General features: G+C 72.6%; 15 protein-coding genes. 11 read left to right on the top strand and 4 right to left on the bottom strand.

Features of this window, described 5'->3' with window-relative positions; all coding sequences use genetic code 11:
• Positions 1 to 36: 36 nt before the first annotated feature.
• Complete coding sequence (locus AB0C66_RS27445) at positions 37 to 2346, bottom strand: transglycosylase domain-containing protein (protein WP_362444027.1); 2310 nt, start codon at positions 2344 to 2346, stop codon at positions 37 to 39.
• 315 nt (positions 2347 to 2661) lie between these two features.
• On the opposite strand from AB0C66_RS27445, the gene AB0C66_RS27440 reads away from it, so the two are divergent.
• From AB0C66_RS27440 to AB0C66_RS27425, 4 genes are all read left to right on the top strand, one after another.
• Complete coding sequence (locus AB0C66_RS27440; RefSeq protein ID WP_362444024.1) at positions 2662 to 3462, top strand: ABC-2 family transporter protein; 801 nt, start codon at positions 2662 to 2664, stop codon at positions 3460 to 3462.
• An 85-nt stretch (positions 3463 to 3547) separates the two neighbouring features.
• Positions 3548 to 4312 carry an ABC transporter permease gene (locus AB0C66_RS27435; RefSeq protein WP_362444404.1) on the top strand — a complete coding sequence of 255 codons (765 nt, stop codon included), beginning with the start codon at positions 3548 to 3550 and terminating at the stop codon, positions 4310 to 4312.
• A gap of 3 nt (positions 4313 to 4315) precedes the next feature.
• Positions 4316 to 5395 (top strand): ATP-binding cassette domain-containing protein, encoded by a 1080-nt coding sequence (locus AB0C66_RS27430; protein WP_362444021.1) that lies wholly within the window; start codon positions 4316 to 4318, stop codon positions 5393 to 5395.
• 37 nt (positions 5396 to 5432) lie between these two features.
• Positions 5433 to 6170, top strand: a complete 738-nt coding sequence (locus AB0C66_RS27425) for a DUF1707 domain-containing protein (RefSeq protein ID WP_362444018.1) — start codon at positions 5433 to 5435, stop codon at positions 6168 to 6170.
• Positions 6171 to 6219: 49 nt separating this feature from the next.
• Here AB0C66_RS27425 and AB0C66_RS27420 read toward each other — a convergent pair whose 3' ends face one another.
• Positions 6220 to 7527, bottom strand: coding sequence for an SGNH/GDSL hydrolase family protein (locus AB0C66_RS27420; protein ID WP_362444015.1), 1308 nt, complete (start codon positions 7525 to 7527; stop codon positions 6220 to 6222).
• A 246-nt stretch (positions 7528 to 7773) separates the two neighbouring features.
• Between AB0C66_RS27420 and AB0C66_RS27415 the strand changes: the two genes are divergently transcribed.
• The 5 genes from AB0C66_RS27415 to AB0C66_RS27395 all read left to right on the top strand — a co-directional run bounded on the left by AB0C66_RS27415 (position 7774) and on the right by AB0C66_RS27395 (position 12257).
• Complete coding sequence (locus tag AB0C66_RS27415) at positions 7774 to 9126, top strand: DUF445 domain-containing protein (RefSeq protein ID WP_362444012.1); 1353 nt, start codon at positions 7774 to 7776, stop codon at positions 9124 to 9126.
• Positions 9127 to 9274: 148 nt separating this feature from the next.
• Positions 9275 to 10021, top strand: coding sequence for a class E sortase (locus AB0C66_RS27410; RefSeq protein WP_362444402.1), 747 nt, complete (start codon positions 9275 to 9277; stop codon positions 10019 to 10021).
• Between the two features lie 71 nt (positions 10022 to 10092).
• Positions 10093 to 10419, top strand: coding sequence for a DUF6412 domain-containing protein (locus AB0C66_RS27405; protein WP_362444009.1), 327 nt, complete (start codon positions 10093 to 10095; stop codon positions 10417 to 10419).
• A gap of 124 nt (positions 10420 to 10543) precedes the next feature.
• The gene (yidC, locus tag AB0C66_RS27400) at positions 10544 to 11212 is read left to right on the top strand and encodes a membrane protein insertase YidC (RefSeq protein WP_362444006.1); all 669 of its coding nucleotides are present in this window, start codon (positions 10544 to 10546) and stop codon (positions 11210 to 11212) included.
• A 169-nt stretch (positions 11213 to 11381) separates the two neighbouring features.
• Positions 11382 to 12257, top strand: a complete 876-nt coding sequence (locus AB0C66_RS27395; RefSeq protein ID WP_362444003.1) for a fumarylacetoacetate hydrolase family protein — start codon at positions 11382 to 11384, stop codon at positions 12255 to 12257.
• A gap of 108 nt (positions 12258 to 12365) precedes the next feature.
• Here AB0C66_RS27395 and AB0C66_RS27390 read toward each other — a convergent pair whose 3' ends face one another.
• Positions 12366 to 12848, bottom strand: a complete 483-nt coding sequence (locus tag AB0C66_RS27390; RefSeq protein ID WP_362444000.1) for a heme-degrading domain-containing protein — start codon at positions 12846 to 12848, stop codon at positions 12366 to 12368.
• Positions 12845 to 13945, bottom strand: a complete 1101-nt coding sequence (locus AB0C66_RS27385; protein WP_362443997.1) for a Gfo/Idh/MocA family oxidoreductase — start codon at positions 13943 to 13945, stop codon at positions 12845 to 12847. The genes AB0C66_RS27390 and AB0C66_RS27385 overlap by 4 nt, the downstream gene beginning before the upstream one ends.
• 55 nt (positions 13946 to 14000) lie before the next feature.
• On the opposite strand from AB0C66_RS27385, the gene AB0C66_RS27380 reads away from it, so the two are divergent.
• Both AB0C66_RS27380 and AB0C66_RS27375 read left to right on the top strand, forming a co-directional pair.
• Positions 14001 to 15179, top strand: a complete 1179-nt coding sequence (locus tag AB0C66_RS27380) for an ROK family protein (protein WP_362443994.1) — start codon at positions 14001 to 14003, stop codon at positions 15177 to 15179.
• Between the two features lie 160 nt (positions 15180 to 15339).
• Positions 15340 to 16680, top strand: a 1341-nt coding sequence (locus tag AB0C66_RS27375) for a hypothetical protein (protein WP_362443991.1), incomplete at its 3' end; no start/stop codon positions are given.

The following is a 16680-nucleotide window of genomic DNA, read 5'->3' as shown; positions in this document are numbered from 1 at the left end:
AGGGTGGTGACCTGGTCACCACCCTCCGTCGCGCTGTCAGCCGCCGTCCAGGCCGCCGCCGGGATCCTCCTCGCCCCCGCCCTCGTCGCCCTCCCCGTCGCCGGGGTCCTCCACCGGTGGCTCACCGGTCGGCAGCCCCGTGGGCGGCTCGAAGGTCGGGAGGTCGGTCGGCACCTCCGGGATATCGGTGGGCAGGGAGGGGACCGAGGTGTCCGGCGGGCTGGCCTCCGGCGGTGTGGTCACCACCGGCGGCGGGCTGGTCGGGGGGTCGGGGGTGGCCGGGAGCTCGTCCGGGGTGCCGCTGCCGTCCTCCAGCCGCAGATCGAACTCGGCCGGCGGCTTCCCGTCCAGCGCGCCGGAGGTGTACTCGGCCCAGATCTCGGCGGGGTAGCCGCCGCCGTTGATCCGGTCCAGCCCGGTCGCCCCGTACAGCGGCTTCTGCACACCGGTGTTGGAGTCCTGGCCCATCACGGCGACGACGGTCGCCAGGTCCGGGGTGTAGCCCGCGAACCAGGCCGCCTTGTCCTCCTCCGCGGTGCCGGTCTTGCCCGCCGCCGGGCGCTCGGCGGCCTGGGCCGCGGTGCCGGTGCCGCCGTCGACCACGCTCTGGAGCACCTGGGTGGTGGTGTCGGCGGCGACCCGCGGAATGGCCTGCCGGGTGTCCCGGGACGGCAGCTGGACCTGTGCACCGTCCTTGGTGATCTCCGAGACCAGGGAGTAGTGCCCGTGCCTGCCGTGGTTGGCGATGGTCGCGTACGCCTCGGTCATGTCCAGCACGCTGGCGGTGGCCGGGCCCAGCGCGATGGAGGGGGAGGCGTGCAGATCGGGGGTCTTCTCGGGGACGCCGAGGTCGAGCGCGGTCCGCTTGACCTTGCCCGGACCGACGTCCTCGGCCATCTGCGCGTACACCGAGTTCACCGAGTTGTCGGTGGCCGTGGTGACGTCGATGTCGCCGTAGTCGACGTCGTCCTCGTTGGCGGGGGAGTAGCCGGTCGGGCCGTCCCGGCCGATCACCTCGCGCTTGTTGTCGCCGTTGTAGAGGGTGTCCGGCGTGATCGTCTGGCCGTCCTGGGTGGTGGCCCCGTAGCGCACCGCCGAGGTGAACACGAACGGCTTGAAGGTGGAGCCCACCTGGTAGTCACGGCGGGTCGCGTTGTTGACGAACTGCTTGGTGTAGTCGATGCCGCCGTAGAGCGCGACCACCTTGCCGGTTCCGGGATCGATCGAGGCGCCGCCCGCGCGGACGTAGGAGTCGACCTTCCGGTCCTTGCTGAGCTTGCTCATCAGCCGCTCGCGCACGGCCTCGGCGAAGGCGTGCTGCCGCTCGGGGTCGATCGTGGTGGTGATGCGGTAGCCGCCGCGCGCCAGGGTCTGTTCGTCGATGATCCCGTTGCTGGTGAGGTAGTCCTGGACGGCCTCGATCAGATAGCCGCGCTGGCCGGACAGACCGGAGGGGGCGCGGGCCGCGGTGGGCGCGGGGAAGGTCATCTTCTGCCGCTCGGCCGCGCGCAGCCAGCCCTTCTTGACCATGCCGTCCAGGACGTAGTTCCAGCGGGCCACGGCCTGCCGCTTGTTCTGGGGGTGGGCGACGACGTCGTACGCGCTGGGGGCGTTGAGCAGGGTGGCCAGATACGCGCTCTCGGCGGTGTCCAGCTCGCCGATGTCCTTGCGGTAGTACGCCTGGGCGGCGGCCTGGATCCCGTACGCGTTGCGCCCGAAGTAGCTGGTGTTGAGATAGCCCTCGAGGATCTTGCCCTTGCTCACCTCGCGATCCAGCTTGATCGCGATGAAGAACTCCTTGGCCTTGCGGGTGACCGTCTGTTCCTGGTCCAGGTAGTAGTTCTTCACGTACTGCTGGGTGATGGTGGAGCCGGACTGCTTGCCCTTGCCGGTGGCGGTGTTCCACCCGGCGCGGACCATGGCCACGGGGTTGATCGCCGACTCGGAGTAGAAGTCCCGGTCCTCGGCGGCGAGCACCGCGTGCTGGGTGGTCTTGGACACCTGGCTGAGCTTGACGTTCTCCCGGTTGACCTTGCCGTCGCGGGCCAGCGGGCTGCCGTCGGAGTACAGGAAGACATTGCTCTGGGCGATGGCGGCCTTGTTGGCCGGGGGGATGTCGACGAGCAGATAGCCGGTCACGAGTCCGCCCGCGACCAGCGCGACGATCAGCAGGAAGCCGCCCAGCACCACGCGCCAGGTGGGGATCAGACGGCGCCAGCCGGTGCGCCGGGGACGGCCCTTCCTGCCCTTGCCGGGCCGTGTGGACCTGCCGCCGCTACCGCCTCTGCCACTCGGGGCGCCCGTGCCGGCCGCGCGGCCGACGATCAGCTGGGGCTCGTCGCTCATGTCTCCTGAGACTCCTCGGCCGCCGTCGAGGGTTGCGCCGCGGCGGAATCGTACATCGTTGGGCGATTCGCGTCGTACGCCCCATAAAACACTGTCGCATCATCCGTTCCGGGCCGTGGTCGTGGCACGCACCCGTGATGGGTCTGTGACCGGCTGAACGGATGATTTCCCTCACACCTTCCGGTGAAAAATCACTGGCTGGTTATCGGCCAGCCGGGCTAGGCTCCTGCACTTTGGTGCCGTTCGGGGCTGGTCACCGCCGGTCGGGGGACAAGGCGGGCCGGGGAGGGCCGTTCAGGGAGGGGGAGCGGGCGGATGCGGCTGTACGCGGCCGTCGCGGTGAGCGCCTTCAAGCGCTACGCGACGTACCGGATCGCCACCGTCGCCGGGGTGTTCACCAACACCGTCTTCGGCCTGATCCTCGCGTACACCTACAGCGCGCTGTGGAACGAACGCCCGCACCTGGGCGGCTATGACCTCGCCCAGGCGCTGACCTTCGTCTGGCTGGGGCAGGCGCTGCTCGCCGCCACCGCGCTGATGGGCGGCGGCTTCCAGGACGAGCTCCAGGAGCGGATCCGCTCCGGGGATATCGCGGTCGACCTCTACCGCCCGGTCGACCTCCAGCTGTGGTGGCTGGCGGGGGATCTGGGGCGGGCGCTGTTCCAGCTGCTCGGGCGCGGTGTGGTGCCGCTGCTCTTCGGCGCGCTGGCCTTCCGGCTCACGCTGCCCGGTTCGCCGTTGACCTGGGTGTGGTTCCTGCTGTCGGTGACGCTCGGGGTGTGTGTGGGGTTCGCGGTGCGCTATCTGGTGGCGCTGGCCGCGTTCTGGCTGCTCGACGGCACGGGGCTGACGATGCTGAGCGGGCTGCTGTGTCTGTTCTTCTCCGGGATGATCCTGCCGCTGCATGTCTTCCCGGGGCGGCTCGGTGAGGTGGCCCGCGTACTGCCCTGGTCGGCGATCCTCCAGGTGCCCGCCGATGTCTTCCTCGAGCAGCACCGGGGGACCGGACTGCTGTGGGCCTTCGGCTTCCAGACCGCGTGGGCGGTGGTGCTGTTCGCGGCCGGGCGGCTGCTCCAGTCGGCCGCCACCCGGAAGGTGGTGGTCCAGGGTGGCTGAGCGTACGGCCGACCGGCGCGAGGGCGACCGGGGGGCGGGGCCCGTACTGCTCCACGGACTGCGCGCCTATGTGCTGATCGTGGGGATGTGGGTGCGCTCGACGATGGCGTACCGCACCTCCTTCGTCCTCATGACGCTGGGGAACTTCGCCGCGACCGGGCTGGACTTCGTGGCCATCGCGCTGATGTTCTCGCATATCGGCAGCCTCGGCGGGTTCACCCTGCCGGAGGTGGCCCTGCTCTACGGCACCACCAGCATCGCCTTCGGCCTCGCCGATCTGCTGCTCGGCAATATGGAGCGGGTCGGCCGCCGGGTGCGCGACGGCACGATGGACACCCTGCTGGTGCGGCCGGTGCCGATCCTGGCCCAGGTGGCCGCCGACCGGTTCGCGCTGCGCAGGCTCGGCCGGATCACCCAGGGGGCGGCGCTGCTGGGCTGGGCGCTGTACCGGCTGGACATCGACTGGACGGTCGACCGGGTGCTGCTGGTGCCGGTGATGCTGCTGAGCGGCGGCGCCATCTTCGGCTCCGTGTTCGTGCTCGGCGGCGCCTTCCAGTTCTGGGCCACGGACGCCAGCGAGGTGCAGAACTCGGTGACCTACGGCGGGAACACGCTGTTGCAGTATCCGCCGACGATCTTCGCCAAGGAGCTGCTGCGCGGCGTCACCTTCGTCATTCCGCTGGCCTTCGTCAACTGGCTGCCCGCGCTGCACATCCTGGGCCGCCCCGATCCGCTGGGGCTGCCCGGCTGGATCGGGTTCGCCGGGCCGCTGGTCGCGGCCGGATGCGCGGCGGTGGCGGGGCTGGCCTGGCGGGCGGGGCTGCGGGCGTACCAGAGCACGGGGAGCTGAGGGATGAACGGTACGGGCGGTACGGGTGGTTCGGGCGGCTCCGGCGAGGCCCTGATCGAGCTGGAGGAGGTCGAGAAGGTCTTCGAGGTACGGCGCCGCGCCGGGCTGCTGCGCCGCGAGCGGCGTCAGGTGCGCGCGGTGGACGGCATCAGCTTCCGGGTGCGGCCCGGTGAGATGGTCGGCTACATCGGCCCCAACGGCGCCGGGAAGTCCACCACCATCAAGATGCTGACGGGGATTCTGCTGCCCAGCGGAGGGCGGCTGAGGGTGGCGGGGATCGACCCCGCACGGGAGCGGACCCGGCTCACCCGCCGGATCGGGGTGGTCTTCGGCCAGCGCACCACCCTGTGGTGGGATCTGCCGCTGCGTGACTCCTACGCCCTGGTGCGGCGGATGTACCGGATCCCGGACGCCCGGTACCGGGAGAACCTGGACCGCTGTGTGGAGCTGCTGAACCTCGGCGAGCTGCTGGAGGTGCCGGTGCGTCAGCTCTCGCTCGGCCAGCGGATGCGCGGGGACATCGCGGCGGCGCTGCTGCACGATCCGGAGGTGCTGTACCTCGACGAGCCGACGATCGGGCTCGATGTGGTCAGCAAGGCGAAGGTGCGGGAGTTCCTGCGCGATCTGAACGCCGAGCGCGGCACCACCGTGCTGCTGACCACCCATGACCTCACCGATATCGAACAGCTGTGCCGACGGGTGATGGTGATCGACCACGGCCGGCTGGTCCATGACGGCGGGCTGGACGCGCTGCACGCGGTGGGCGACAGCGAACGCACGCTGGTGGTCGACCTGGAGCGGGAGACCGCGCCCATCGAGATCCCCGGCGCCCGGACGGTACGGGTCGAAGGGCCCCGGCAGTGGCTGGCGTTCCCGGCGACGAGCAGCGCGGCGCCGGTGATCGCGGCGGTGGCCGACGGCTATCCGCTGGTGGACCTGTCGCTGCGGGAGCCGGATATCGAGGACGTGATCGCGCGCATGCTGCTCCCGGGGCGGCCCGACGCGGTGCGTGAGGGGCGGCCCGACGCTCCCGGCGCGGTACGTGACACCGCCGGTGACGCGGCCGACGCGACGGGAACGTAACGCCGCCAGCCGGTCGGCCGCCCATTACGCTGTCCGTATGACAAGCGCTGGATCTTCCCAGGGGGAGAACCCCGACGTTCCGGGCGAATCCCAGATGCGGGCCTCCGACGCCGAGCGCGAGCGCGTCGCCGAGGCGCTCAGGGAAGCCGTCGCCGAAGGCCGCCTGGACATGGACGAGTTCGAGGAGCGGCTGGACGCGGCGTACACGGCGCGCACCCACGCCCAGCTGGAGCCGCTGGTCCGGGACCTCCCGGTGCCCGGCGCCGCCGCCCCGCCGTCCGCGCCCGCCCGCCGCGAGGACCGCGAGGACTGGGACCAGCGGATCGGGGGCACACCCACCTCCCGCGTGGCCGTCGCGATCATGGGCGGCTTCCAGCGCAAGGGCACCTGGACCGCACCGCGGCACTTCACCGCCTTCACCCTCATGGGCGGCGGGGAGATCGATCTGCGCGACGCGCGCTTCGAGGGCCGTGAGACGGTGATCCGCTGCTTCGCGCTCATGGGCGGGGTGCAGGTGATCGTGGGGCCGGACGTCGAGACGCATGTCGGCGGCATCGGCATCATGGGCGGCTTCGACCAGAGCGGGGAGGCCGACGGCGAGCCCGGCGCGCCCCGGGTGAGGGTCACCGGGCTGGCGATCTTCGGCGGGGTCAGTGTCGAGCGCAAGCTGCGGAAGGCGGAGGCGCGGCGGCTGAAGGCCGAGCGCCGCCGGCTCAAGGCCGAGCGCCGGGAGCGCCGTGCGGTGTCCTTCGAGAAGGACCGCCCCGACGACTGACGCGCCCCGGCTGGGAGGTTCCCCGGCCGACCGGAGCGCCCCGGCGGCTTCAGAGGGTGGCCGCCGCGGTGCCCTTCAGATCGTCCAGGTCGAGCGCCCGCGCCATGGCCCGGTAGCCCGCGTCGCTCGGGTGCAGATGGTCGCCCGAGTCGTAGACGGGCCGCAGCCGCAGCGGGCTGATCGGGTCGCGCAGCGCCTTGTCGAAGTCCACGACCTCGTCGAAGACCTTCCCGGCGCGGATCCGGGCGTTGATCTGCTCCCGTACGGCGTCCAGCCGCGGGGTGTAGCCGCGGTGGCCGTAGAAGGGCGTCAGGGTGGCACCCACGACCCGCAGACCCCGGGCGTGCGCCTGCTCGGTCATCCGCTTCAGCCCGGCCACGATTTTGTTCGGGTCGGTCTGATGGGGGATGCGAAGTATGTCGTTGACGCCCAGTTCGATGACCACGGCCTTGACGCCGGTGCGGGAGAGCACATCGCGGTTGAACCGGGAGAGCCCGCTGGGGTTGTTGGGCGGGTACTGGGTGCCGTCGCTCAGCACCCGGTTGCCGCTGATCCCCTGGTTGAGCACGCCCAGCCGGGGCGCCCCGGGCTCGGTGCGCAGCCGCTCGGCGAGGAAGTCGGTCCACCGGCGGTTGGCCCCGGCGGTGGAGGTGATGCCGTCGGTGATCGAGTCGCCGATCACGGCGACCGCGCCCTGCGCCTCCTTGGACCACACGTCCACACCGGTCAGATAGCGCCAGTACGGGCTCTGCTCGGTGTACGCCGCGCCCGCGGTGTCCTCCGTGCGGTCGCCGCGCGCCATGTACGAGGTCTGGCGGGCGTGCGGATGGTAGGTGACCGAGCCGGACGCCTCCGGGGTGTAGGTGGTGACCAGCAGGTCCGCGGCGTCCGGGACATTGAGCCGGACCGGGTCGCTGGTGACCGCCTTACCGGGCGGGATGGTCACCCAGGTGCGGTTGGAGAAGCTGAGGCGGCGCATCGTACCGGCCGCCGCGGTGGGGTTGCTCGGGGCGGCCGCGAGCGCCACCGAGGCATGCGTGATCCTCAGCGGGCGGGCGCTGTAGAAGTTGGAGAGCTGGATCCGGGCGCTGGAGCCGCCGATGCTGGTGCGGATCACATTCCGTATCGACATGCCGGACATACCGCGGAGGGTGGTGTTCGGCTCGGCGGCCGCCGCCGAGGTGGACCAGGTGCCGACCCAGGAGCCGGACGAGGCCGGGGCGGCGGAGCCGCGGGTCCGGGCCCCCGTGTCCAGATCGTCCCCGTCGCCGCCGACCCCGACGAATATCGCGGTCGAGACGAGGATCACCACGGCCGCCAGCGCAGCGAGCACGGTGTAACCCGTGCGTCTGGGCATAGGGGGCACGCTCATGGGCGGGGGTCTCCTCGGGCGACGGAGCCCGAGGCTCCGGTACATGGACGGGGAACTGCGAGTGTGTCAGCAGCGCCGTAAGGGTCCGGTCGGTCCCCCCATGATCCCATGGCGGGCTGTCCCTCCGCCCGTCGGCCTGCCCCCAGTGTGCGGGATCGCTCCCTCGGACAGACGACGGGAACCCGCCGTTCGTTCCACAAGTGGGCGACTGAAACAGGAAAGAGACAATGCATGAGGGGACGGCGCGACCGGGTGGAGCGAATGGACCGGACAACAACGGGTGATACGGCGCACAGACCGCCCGGCGGCGGTCCGGGCGGCCTCACCGCGGACACCCCGCTCGACCAGGAGCGGCGGCGCGGTGTGCGGCGGATGAAGGCGTTCGCCACCGGTCTGCTGCTCGCCGTCGCGCTGGTGTACGCCCTCGCCAAGTGGGCAGGCTCCGCCGGGGCCGGCGGCTGGGCCGGATATGTCGCCGCGGCCGCCGAGGCGGGCATGGTCGGCGCGCTGGCCGACTGGTTCGCGGTCACCGCGCTCTTCCGGCGGCCGATGGGGCTGCCCATCCCGCACACCGCCATCATTCCCACCAAGAAGGACCAGCTCGGGATGAGTCTGGGCGAGTTCGTCGGGGAGAACTTCCTCTCCGGCGACGTCGTACGGATGCGGCTGCGCTCGGTCGGCATCGCCGAGCGGCTGGGCACCTGGCTGGCCCAACCCGCGCACGCCGACCGGGTGACGGCCGAGCTGGCCACCGCGCTGCGCGGTGCGCTCCGGGTGCTGCGGGACTCCGATGTGCAGGCGGTGGTGGGCGAGGCCATCACCCGGCGGGCCGACGCCCAGGAGATCGCGCCGGGCCTCGGCAAGCTGCTGTCGCACATCGTCGCGGACGGCGGCCACCACCGCGCCGTCGACCTGGTGTGCATGCGCGCGCACGACTGGCTGGTCGAGCACAACGAGTCGGTGATGGACGCGGTCACCGGCGGCGCCCCCGGCTGGACGCCGCGGTTCGTGGACCGCAAGGTGGGCGAGCGGGTCTACCGGGAACTGGTGCGGTTCGTGAGTGAGATGCGCGACATGCCCGCCCATCCGGCGCGCGGCGCCGTGGACCGCTTCCTCACCGACTTCGCCCATGACCTCCAGTCGCACACCGACACCCGGGCCCGGGTCGAGCGGCTCAAGGGCGAGGTGCTGGGGCGCCCCGAGGTGCAGGACCTGATCGCCTCCACCTGGGCCTCGGTGCGCTCGATGATCGTCGCGGCGGCCGAGGACGAGCACAGTGAACTGCGGCGCAGGGCGCGCGAGGCCATTCTGTCGCTGGGCACCCGGATGGTGACGGACACCCGGCTGCGCGGCAAGGTGGACGGGTGGCTGGAAGACGCCGCCGTCTATGTGGTGACGACCTATCGGGACGAGATCACCTCGCTGATCACCGAGACGGTGGCGGGGTGGGACGCCGAGCACACCTCGCGGAAGATCGAGGCCCATATCGGGCGGGATCTCCAGTTCATCCGGATCAACGGCACGGTGGTGGGCGCGCTCGCCGGGCTGGTCATCTACACCGTCTCGCGCGCGCTGGGCGTTTGACGGACGCCCTTCTCTGGCAGGTGCGAGCGGCAGGCCCTATGGTGCCCCTCCCCGGAGGGAGACCGGTGTGCGACGTCAACGAGACCAGGGGCCGCGGAAGCGGCGGTTACGGCGGAGCGTCGCGGGGCGGGGCCGGGAGCGGCGCGCGGTGGCCGCCCGGGTGCTGTGGACCGCGGGTGAGCTCGCGGTCACCCTCGGCCTCGTCATGCTGCTCCTCGTCGTCCATCAGCTCTGGTGGACCAACCGCCAGGCCCGGCAGGGCGCCCAGCGCGAGGTGGCGGCCCTGGAGCGGGAGTGGCGTACCCGGGGGCCGGGGGACACCGCGCCGGACGCGGACCCGGGGGACTCCTCCCCGGCCGGTCGCGGCCCGGACCGCGACCGCGCCACCACCGCCCGTACCGGCTCCGGGGCCGGTGCCGCCCGTGCCCCGGGGCGGGACCAGTCGTACGCCGTGCTGCGCATCCCCCGTATCGGGCTGACGGCCCCGGTCGCCGAGGGCGTCAGCCGGTCCGCCGTCCTCAACCGGGGTTACGTGGGCCACTATCCGGGCACCGCCCAGCCCGGCCGGGCGGGGAACGTCGCCCTCGCCGGGCACCGCAACACCCACGGTGAGCCGTTCCGCCGGCTCGACGAGGTACGCCCCGGGGACACCGTACGCATCGACACCGCGGACGCCCGCTACACCTATGTGATCGAGCGCACCCTGCCGCGGACCTCGCCGTCCGACGGCACGGTGATCGCGAAGATCCCGTACAGCTCGACCCATCCGCGTCAGCGGTACAGCGACCCCGGCTACTACCTCACCCTCACCACCTGCACCCCTGAATTCACCTCCCGCTACCGGCTGGTGGTGTGGGGACGGCTGAAGACGGCGGTACCGCGCGCGGCCGGGTAGCGCGCGCGGATGCCTACACTGGGCGGAACGGAAGCACCTGGGGACACGTGGGAAGCAGGGGGAACGGCGGGATGACCCACCGGTTCGAGCGGCTGCGGATGCACCTGGGTGTGTGTCTGTTCCTGCTGACCGGGGCCCTGCTGACCCAGACCGGGCTGGTGAGCGCCGTCGCGTTCGCCGCCACCACGGCCGCCACCGCCGCCGTCGCGGCGGCGCTGCTGACCTGCGCGCTGCTGGCCTCCCACGGTCGGGTTCCCGCTCCACCGGGCCGGATCCGTACCGCGATCAGGGACCGGGAGCGCCGTACCGCCTTTCTGCCGCAGCGGGATCCGGACGCCTCGGGGCGCCCCCGGCCGCGAGCGCCAGGCCGTCGTCCGCCGACGGCCGCGCAGGCGTAACGCGCGGGGTCACCAGCACACTCCTGGCCCACGCACTGGCGCACCTTCATCCGTACCGCCACGCCGCGCGGTTCGTCACGCCGATTCACCCCATCCGGCACGACGAGATCCGCGGAGTTCTCCCATGTCCCTCTTCTCCTGGCTCGGCAGTCTGTTGTCCATCCTCGCCGACCAACTCGACCCGCTGTTCGGGGCGTCCGCGACGGCCGCCGCGATCGTGGTCTTCACTCTCTGCGTCCGCGCCGCGCTCCATCCGCTGACCCGCGCCGCGGTGCGCGGCGAGAAGGCGCGGGCCCGGCTCGCCCCGGAAGTCGCCGAACTGAGCCGACGCCACCGCGACGACCCCGAGCGGATGCGGCGCGCCCTGGGCGAGTTGCGGGCCAAGGAGGGTGCCTCGCCGGTGGCGGGCTGCCTTCCGGCCCTCGTCCAACTCCCCGTCTTCTTCGTCATGTACCACGTCTTCTCCACCGGCAGCGGCGCCGGTGACCTGCTCGACCACACCCTGGCGGGCGCCCCGCTGGGCGGCCGGTGGGACGGCGCGCTGGGCGGTTCGCAGGGGCTCGTCCACCTGGTCCTCTTCGCGCTGATCGCGGCGGTGGCGACGTGGACCTGGCGGCGCGCCCGCAGGACGGCGGTGCCCGGGGCGCCCGGTCTCACCCGCGTGCTGCCGCTGTTGTCCTTCGGGACCGTGGTCACCGCCGCCCTGGTGCCGCTGGCGGCGGGTCTGTACCTCGCGACCAGTACGACCTGGACGGCGGTGGAACGGGCGCTGTTGCACCGCGGCGGAAGCTGACGGCCCCGCCCGGGTGACCCGGACCGGACCGCACCGCACCGCACCGGACCGGTGGGGTCCGGTTCGGTCCGGTCCGTGAACAGGGTCTTGCGGAGTGGACAGGGCTCTTGGAGGATCATCCGACCCGGCCGTCCCCCGGACTTGTCCCTTCGACCACGGGAGTCGTGACATGAAGCTGCTGCGTGTGGGACCGGCGGGCGCGGAACGCCCGGCGCTGCTGGACGAGACCTCGGGCACCCTGCGCGACCTGTCCGGCCTGGTGGCGGACATCGACGGGGCCCTGCTCGCCGATGACGCCGCGCTCGCCCGGATCCGTGAGGCGGCCTCGGCGGAGGGCGCCGGGGCGCTGCCCGCGATCGAGGACGAGGGGGTACGGATCGGTCCGCCGGTCGGCCGAATCGGCAAGATCGTGTGCATCGGGCTGAACTACCACGACCACGCCACCGAGACCGGCTCCGCCATCCCCCAGGAGCCGATCCTCTTCATGAAGGCCCCGGACACGGTGGTCGGCCCGCACGACACCGTGCTCATTCCGCGCGGCAGCGTGAAGACCGACTGGGAGGTCGAACTCGCTGTGGTCATCGGCCGTACCGCCCGCTACCTCGACTCCGACGAGGCGGCCCTCGGCGCGGTCGCGGGCTATGCCGTCGCCCATGACGTCTCCGAGCGCGCCTTCCAGATCGAGCGCGGCGGCCAGTGGGACAAGGGCAAGAACTGCGAGACGTTCAACCCCCTGGGGCCCTGGCTGGTGACCGCCGACGAGGTCCCCGATCCGCAGTCGCTGGGCCTGCGGCTGTGGGTCAACGGTGAGCTCAAACAGGACGGCAGCACGGCGGACCAGATCTTCGGGGTCGCCCATGTGGTGCGCTACCTCAGCCAGTTCATGACCCTCTACCCGGGCGACGTCATCAACACCGGCACCCCGGCGGGGGTGGCGCTGGGCCGTCCCGACCCCAAGCCGTATCTGCGGGCGGGGGATGTGGTGGAGCTGGAGGTCGATGGACTGGGGCGCCAGCGGCAGGAGTTGCGTGGCGCTTCCCGCTGAGGGGTCGCCCGCGGTTTGGCCGCGGGTGCGTTGTCGTTCGGCCGCGGGTGTGTGGTGGCTGGGCGCGCCGTTCCCCGCGCCCCTTCGGGGCGCACCCGTTCCGCGACCTCAGGCCGTCGCGGACAGGTGGCGCTCCAGGGCTTCGACCACCAGGGCGTGGTCCTCCGCCTGCGGGAGGCCCGAGACGGCTACCGTGCCGATGACCCCGGTGCCCGTCACATGGAGCGGGAAGGCCCCGCCATGGGCCGCGTAGCGGTCCGGGTCCAGCCGCGAGGACTCCTCGAACGTGGTGCCCTTGGCCCGGAAGCGGGCGCCGACGAGGTACGACGCGGCCCCGTAGCGCTCCACCACCCGGCACTTGCGGTCCAGCCAGGCGTCGTTGTCCACGCTGGTGCCGGGCAGCGCCCGGTGGAAGAGGCGCTGCCCGGCGCGGCGCACCGAGACGGTGACGGCCGCCCCGCGCTCCCGCGCGAGGTCGGCGATCAGACAGCCGAGCCGCCAGGCGTCGTCGTTGTCCAGCCGGGGCAGCCGGAGCCGTCGCTCCTGCTCCTCAAGCCGGGCGATCAGATCCGTGGTCTCGTCGGCGCTCATGCCGTGGCCTCCAGGGGGACCGTACGGTGCTCGGCGGCCGACAGCCGGGCCGCCTCCAGGACGTGCAGGGCCGCCGCGGCCTCGGCGGCGGTGACGGGCGGGCGGCCGCCTTCGCGCAGGGCGGCGGCCACGCCCGCGTAGTAGGCGGGGTAGTCACCGGGCAGGGTCGGGACAGGGGTGCCGCCGCCGGTCAGCGGCGACTCTCCGGCGCCCAGCCGGCCCCAGGCGCTCTCCGGCTCGGCGCCCCACGGGGCGGCGTCCGGACCGTCGGGGCGCAGGCCCTCGCGGAGGGCGGCCTCCTGGGGGTCCAGACCGTACTTCACATAGCCCGCCTCGCTGCCCAGCACCCGGAAGCGCGGGCCGAGTTGGGCCGTGATGGCGCTCATCCACAGATGTGAGCGGATGCCGTTCGCATGGGTGAGGGCGATAAAGGTGTCGTCGTCGGTCCGCGCCCCGGGCCGCCGTACGTCCACCTCGGCGTAGACGGAGACGACCGGCCCGAAGAGGGTCAGGGCCTGGTCGACCAGATGGCTGCCCAGGTCGTAGAGGAGCCCGCCCACCTCGGCCGGGTCGCCGGACTCCCGCCAGCCGCCCTTCAGTTGGGGCCGCCACCGCTCGAAGCGGGACTCGAAACGCTGGACACGGCCGAGCGCGCCGTCGGCGATCAGCTTCCGGAGGGTGAGGAAGTCGTTGTCCCAGCGGCGGTTCTGGAAGACGCTCAGGAGCAGTCCGCGCGCATCGGCGAGCGCGGCCAGCTCCTCGGCCTCGGCGGCGGTCGCGGCGAGCGGTTTGTCCACCACGACCGGCAGCCCCGCCTCGAGCGCGGCGCGGGCGAGCGGCACATGGGTGCGGTTCGGGGAGGCGATGACGACCAGGTCCAGCTCGTCCGCGCGGCCCCACAGCTCCTCGGCGGAGTCCGCCAGCACCACATCGGGGTACTCGGCGCGGGCCTGCCGCTGCCGCTCGGCGCTGGAGGTGACGACGGTGTCCAGGACAAGGCCGTCGGTGGCCGTGACCAGGGGCGCGTGGAAGACGGAGCCCGCCAGGCCGTAGCCGATCAGTGCGACGCGGGAGGCGCTGTTCTGGTGGTCATCCATGGCACCACTTTGACAACGCTGTTGCGAAAGTGCAAGCGCGCGCCACAATGGAAGGGTGAACGGTTCCCTCTCCGGGGCGGCCGGGTCCGGCGCCAATCTCTCCGCCCTGCGCGGCCATAATGCCGCGCTGGTCCTCGGCCTGCTCCGGGACGCGGGTGAGGAGGGCGTCAGCCGACTGGAGCTGGCCGCCCACACCGGCCTCACCCCGCAGGCCGTCAGCAAGATCACGGCCCGGCTGCGGGCGGAGGGCCTGGCCACCGAGGCCGGGCACCGCCCCTCCACCGGCGGCAAACCGCGCACCGTGCTCCGGCTGGTGCCCGGCGCCCGCCACGCCATCGGGCTCCACCTCGACCGCGATGAGCTGACGGCCGTCCTCGTCGACCTCGCGGGCACCCCGGTCGCGGTGCGGACCGCGGACTTCGACTTCGGAGCGGGCGCCGAGCGGGCGCTGACCGCCGCGTCCACGCAGGTCCGGGCCCTGATCGAGGACGCGGGTGAACTGCTGGCCCCGGCGCCGGACCATACGGCGTACGGAGAGCCCGGCGGCGGGCCGGGCGGTGAGACGGACGGCGGCGGACTGCTCGGGGTCGGCGTCGCCGCGCCCGGCCCGCTCGACCACAGCTCCGGGGTGCTGCACAGGGTCACCGGCTTCCCCCAGTGGGACGGCTTCCGGCTGCGCGACGCGCTCGCGCGGCGGCTCGGCCTGCCCGTCGTCCTCGACAAGGACACCAACGCCGCCGCGCTCGGCCTGGTGACCGCCGAGTCCTCCGCCTATCTGCACCTGGGCACCGGCCTGGGCGCCGGGCTCGTGCTCGGCGGGGGCGTGTTCCGGGGCACGCGGACGGACGCGGGGGAGTTCGGCCACCAGGTGATCCAGCTGGACGGCCCGCGCTGCGGCTGCGGTAACCACGGCTGTCTGGAGGCGCTGTGCCTGGCGGCCGTCGCACGCGGCGAGACGGCCGTGGCCGCCCGGCTGCTCGGCGTCGGCGCGGCCAATCTGGTGCGGCTGCTCGATATCGACCGGGTGCTGCTCGGCGGCCGGGTGGTGCTGGCCGACCCCGGGCCGTACGTCCACGGGGTGTCCAGGATGCTCGCCGAGGACTCGGCCCGGGCCAGCCGCCCCGTCGTTCCGGTGGAGGTCGTGGAGCGCGGTAACCGCGCGGTGGTGGAGGGCGCGGCCCAACTCGTCCTCGCACCGCTCTTCGCCCGCGGCCGAGGTGCCATGGGGGTGTAGCTGTCGGGCCGCGAGCCGAGGCGGGTCCGACTGGGCCGATCGTGTGGGTTGTTGACCGCCATGCGAGCGCAATCGGCGGCCCTTACGGTGTGTCGGCGTGCGGAGGTGGAAGGGAACTGAGTGCTCGGGGAAACGCCGTGTCTCTCCAGAGGGTTCACTCATGCGCCGTTCCACCGCACTGTCCCTGCGTGCCGTCCTCCCGGCTGCCGCCATCGCGCTCGTCCCGGCTCTGTACGGGCTCGCGCCTCCCGCGGACGCGGCCGACACCGGGGCCGAGCCCAGACCCGACACCACAGCGGAGAGCAGACCCGGGGACGCGGCGGCGGCCGCGCCGGTCTGCGGCAGCCAGGACAGTACGGAGTTCCCGATCGCCACCAGCCTCCACGACGGGCCCGACCACTACGCCCGCGGTGGCGCCTGGCGCACCTGGCGCCTGGAACTGCGCAACACCACGGACACCGGCTGCACGGCCGTCCACCCCATCGCCGTCCTCGTCGACCGCGCCCACGCGCTGCGGCCCGAGCACATCCGCTTCGAGTTCCTGGACCCGGCCGCCGACGGCGGCACCTGGCGGCCGGTCTCCTTCGAGACCACGGACCAGGACGAGAACCTCGGCGTCTTCGACGACCACTTCAAGGGCTTCACCGTGCCCGCGGGCGAGGCCGTGGACGTCCAGGTGCGGACCCGCTTCGGCGACGACGCGCCGCGCGGGAAGGTGACCACCAACGTCATCGCCGTCCAGCGCCGCGAGGACGACGGCGACTGGGTCGGGCAGTCCAACGACTACGAGTTCAGCGTCGACGACGCCGGGACGGAGGGGACGGAGGGGACGGACGTGACGGGCGACGCGGTCGGTACGGATGACGAGACCGGCTCCGACGCCACGGCGCACCCCAAGGACCCCAAGGGCACCGACGGCGCCTCCGTGAGCCCGAGCCCGAGCGCGAGCCCGCCGTCGACGCGGAGTCTGACCCCGCCCCGGGCCAAGCCCGCGTCGCCCAGCCCGAGTCCGAGTCCGTCGGAGTCGTCCGGCACCGGTCTCAAGGAGAGCAGCCCGGCGCCGCCCAGTGCCGACACCGAGCCCAAGCCCAAGCCGACACCCACCGGTACGGACGGTACGGACGACAGCGGGGACGACGAGGACACCGGAGTCAGCGTCGACCCCAGTACGCCCCCCGGCGACACCGGAACCGACACCGCTACGGAGGACCCGGGCACCGGTACCGCTACGGAGGACCCGGGCACCGGTACGGAGGACCCCGGCACCACCGACCCCGGTGACACGGGAACCGGCACCGAAGACCCCGGCACGGGTACGGAGGACCCCGGTCTGGAGGACCCGGGCACCACGGACCCCGGTGACACCGGAGACACCGGAACCGGCACTGAGGATCCGGGTCTTGAGGACCCCGGCACGGGTACGGAGGACCCCGGTCTGGAGGACCCGGGCACCACGGACCCCGGTGACACCGGAGACACCGGAACCGGCACTGAGGATCCG

This window comes from Streptomyces sp. NPDC048636 (assembly GCF_040650655.1).
In the GTDB taxonomy this organism is placed as follows: Bacteria; Actinomycetota; Actinomycetes; order Streptomycetales; family Streptomycetaceae; genus Streptomyces.
The sequence above is the reverse complement of the archived record's forward strand: the minus strand, read 5'-3'. Positions and strand labels throughout refer to the sequence as shown.

Excerpts from the sequence above, each read along its gene's own strand:
- AB0C66_RS27445 (WP_362444027.1), bottom strand. The coding sequence starts at position 2,346 with ATGAGCGACGAGCCCCAGCTGATCGTCGGCCGCGCGGCCGGCACGGGC.
- AB0C66_RS27440 (WP_362444024.1), top strand. The coding sequence starts at position 2,662 with ATGCGGCTGTACGCGGCCGTCGCGGTGAGCGCCTTCAAGCGCTACGCG.
- AB0C66_RS27435 (WP_362444404.1), top strand. The coding sequence starts at position 3,548 with ATGTGGGTGCGCTCGACGATGGCGTACCGCACCTCCTTCGTCCTCATG.
- AB0C66_RS27430 (WP_362444021.1), top strand. The coding sequence starts at position 4,316 with ATGAACGGTACGGGCGGTACGGGTGGTTCGGGCGGCTCCGGCGAGGCC.
- AB0C66_RS27425 (WP_362444018.1), top strand. The coding sequence starts at position 5,433 with ATGACAAGCGCTGGATCTTCCCAGGGGGAGAACCCCGACGTTCCGGGC.
- AB0C66_RS27420 (WP_362444015.1), bottom strand. The coding sequence starts at position 7,527 with ATGCCCAGACGCACGGGTTACACCGTGCTCGCTGCGCTGGCGGCCGTG.
- AB0C66_RS27415 (WP_362444012.1), top strand. The coding sequence starts at position 7,774 with ATGAGGGGACGGCGCGACCGGGTGGAGCGAATGGACCGGACAACAACG.
- AB0C66_RS27405 (WP_362444009.1), top strand. The coding sequence starts at position 10,093 with ATGACCCACCGGTTCGAGCGGCTGCGGATGCACCTGGGTGTGTGTCTG.
- yidC (WP_362444006.1), top strand. The coding sequence starts at position 10,544 with ATGTCCCTCTTCTCCTGGCTCGGCAGTCTGTTGTCCATCCTCGCCGAC.
- AB0C66_RS27395 (WP_362444003.1), top strand. The coding sequence starts at position 11,382 with ATGAAGCTGCTGCGTGTGGGACCGGCGGGCGCGGAACGCCCGGCGCTG.
- AB0C66_RS27390 (WP_362444000.1), bottom strand. The coding sequence starts at position 12,848 with ATGAGCGCCGACGAGACCACGGATCTGATCGCCCGGCTTGAGGAGCAG.
- AB0C66_RS27385 (WP_362443997.1), bottom strand. The coding sequence starts at position 13,945 with ATGGATGACCACCAGAACAGCGCCTCCCGCGTCGCACTGATCGGCTAC.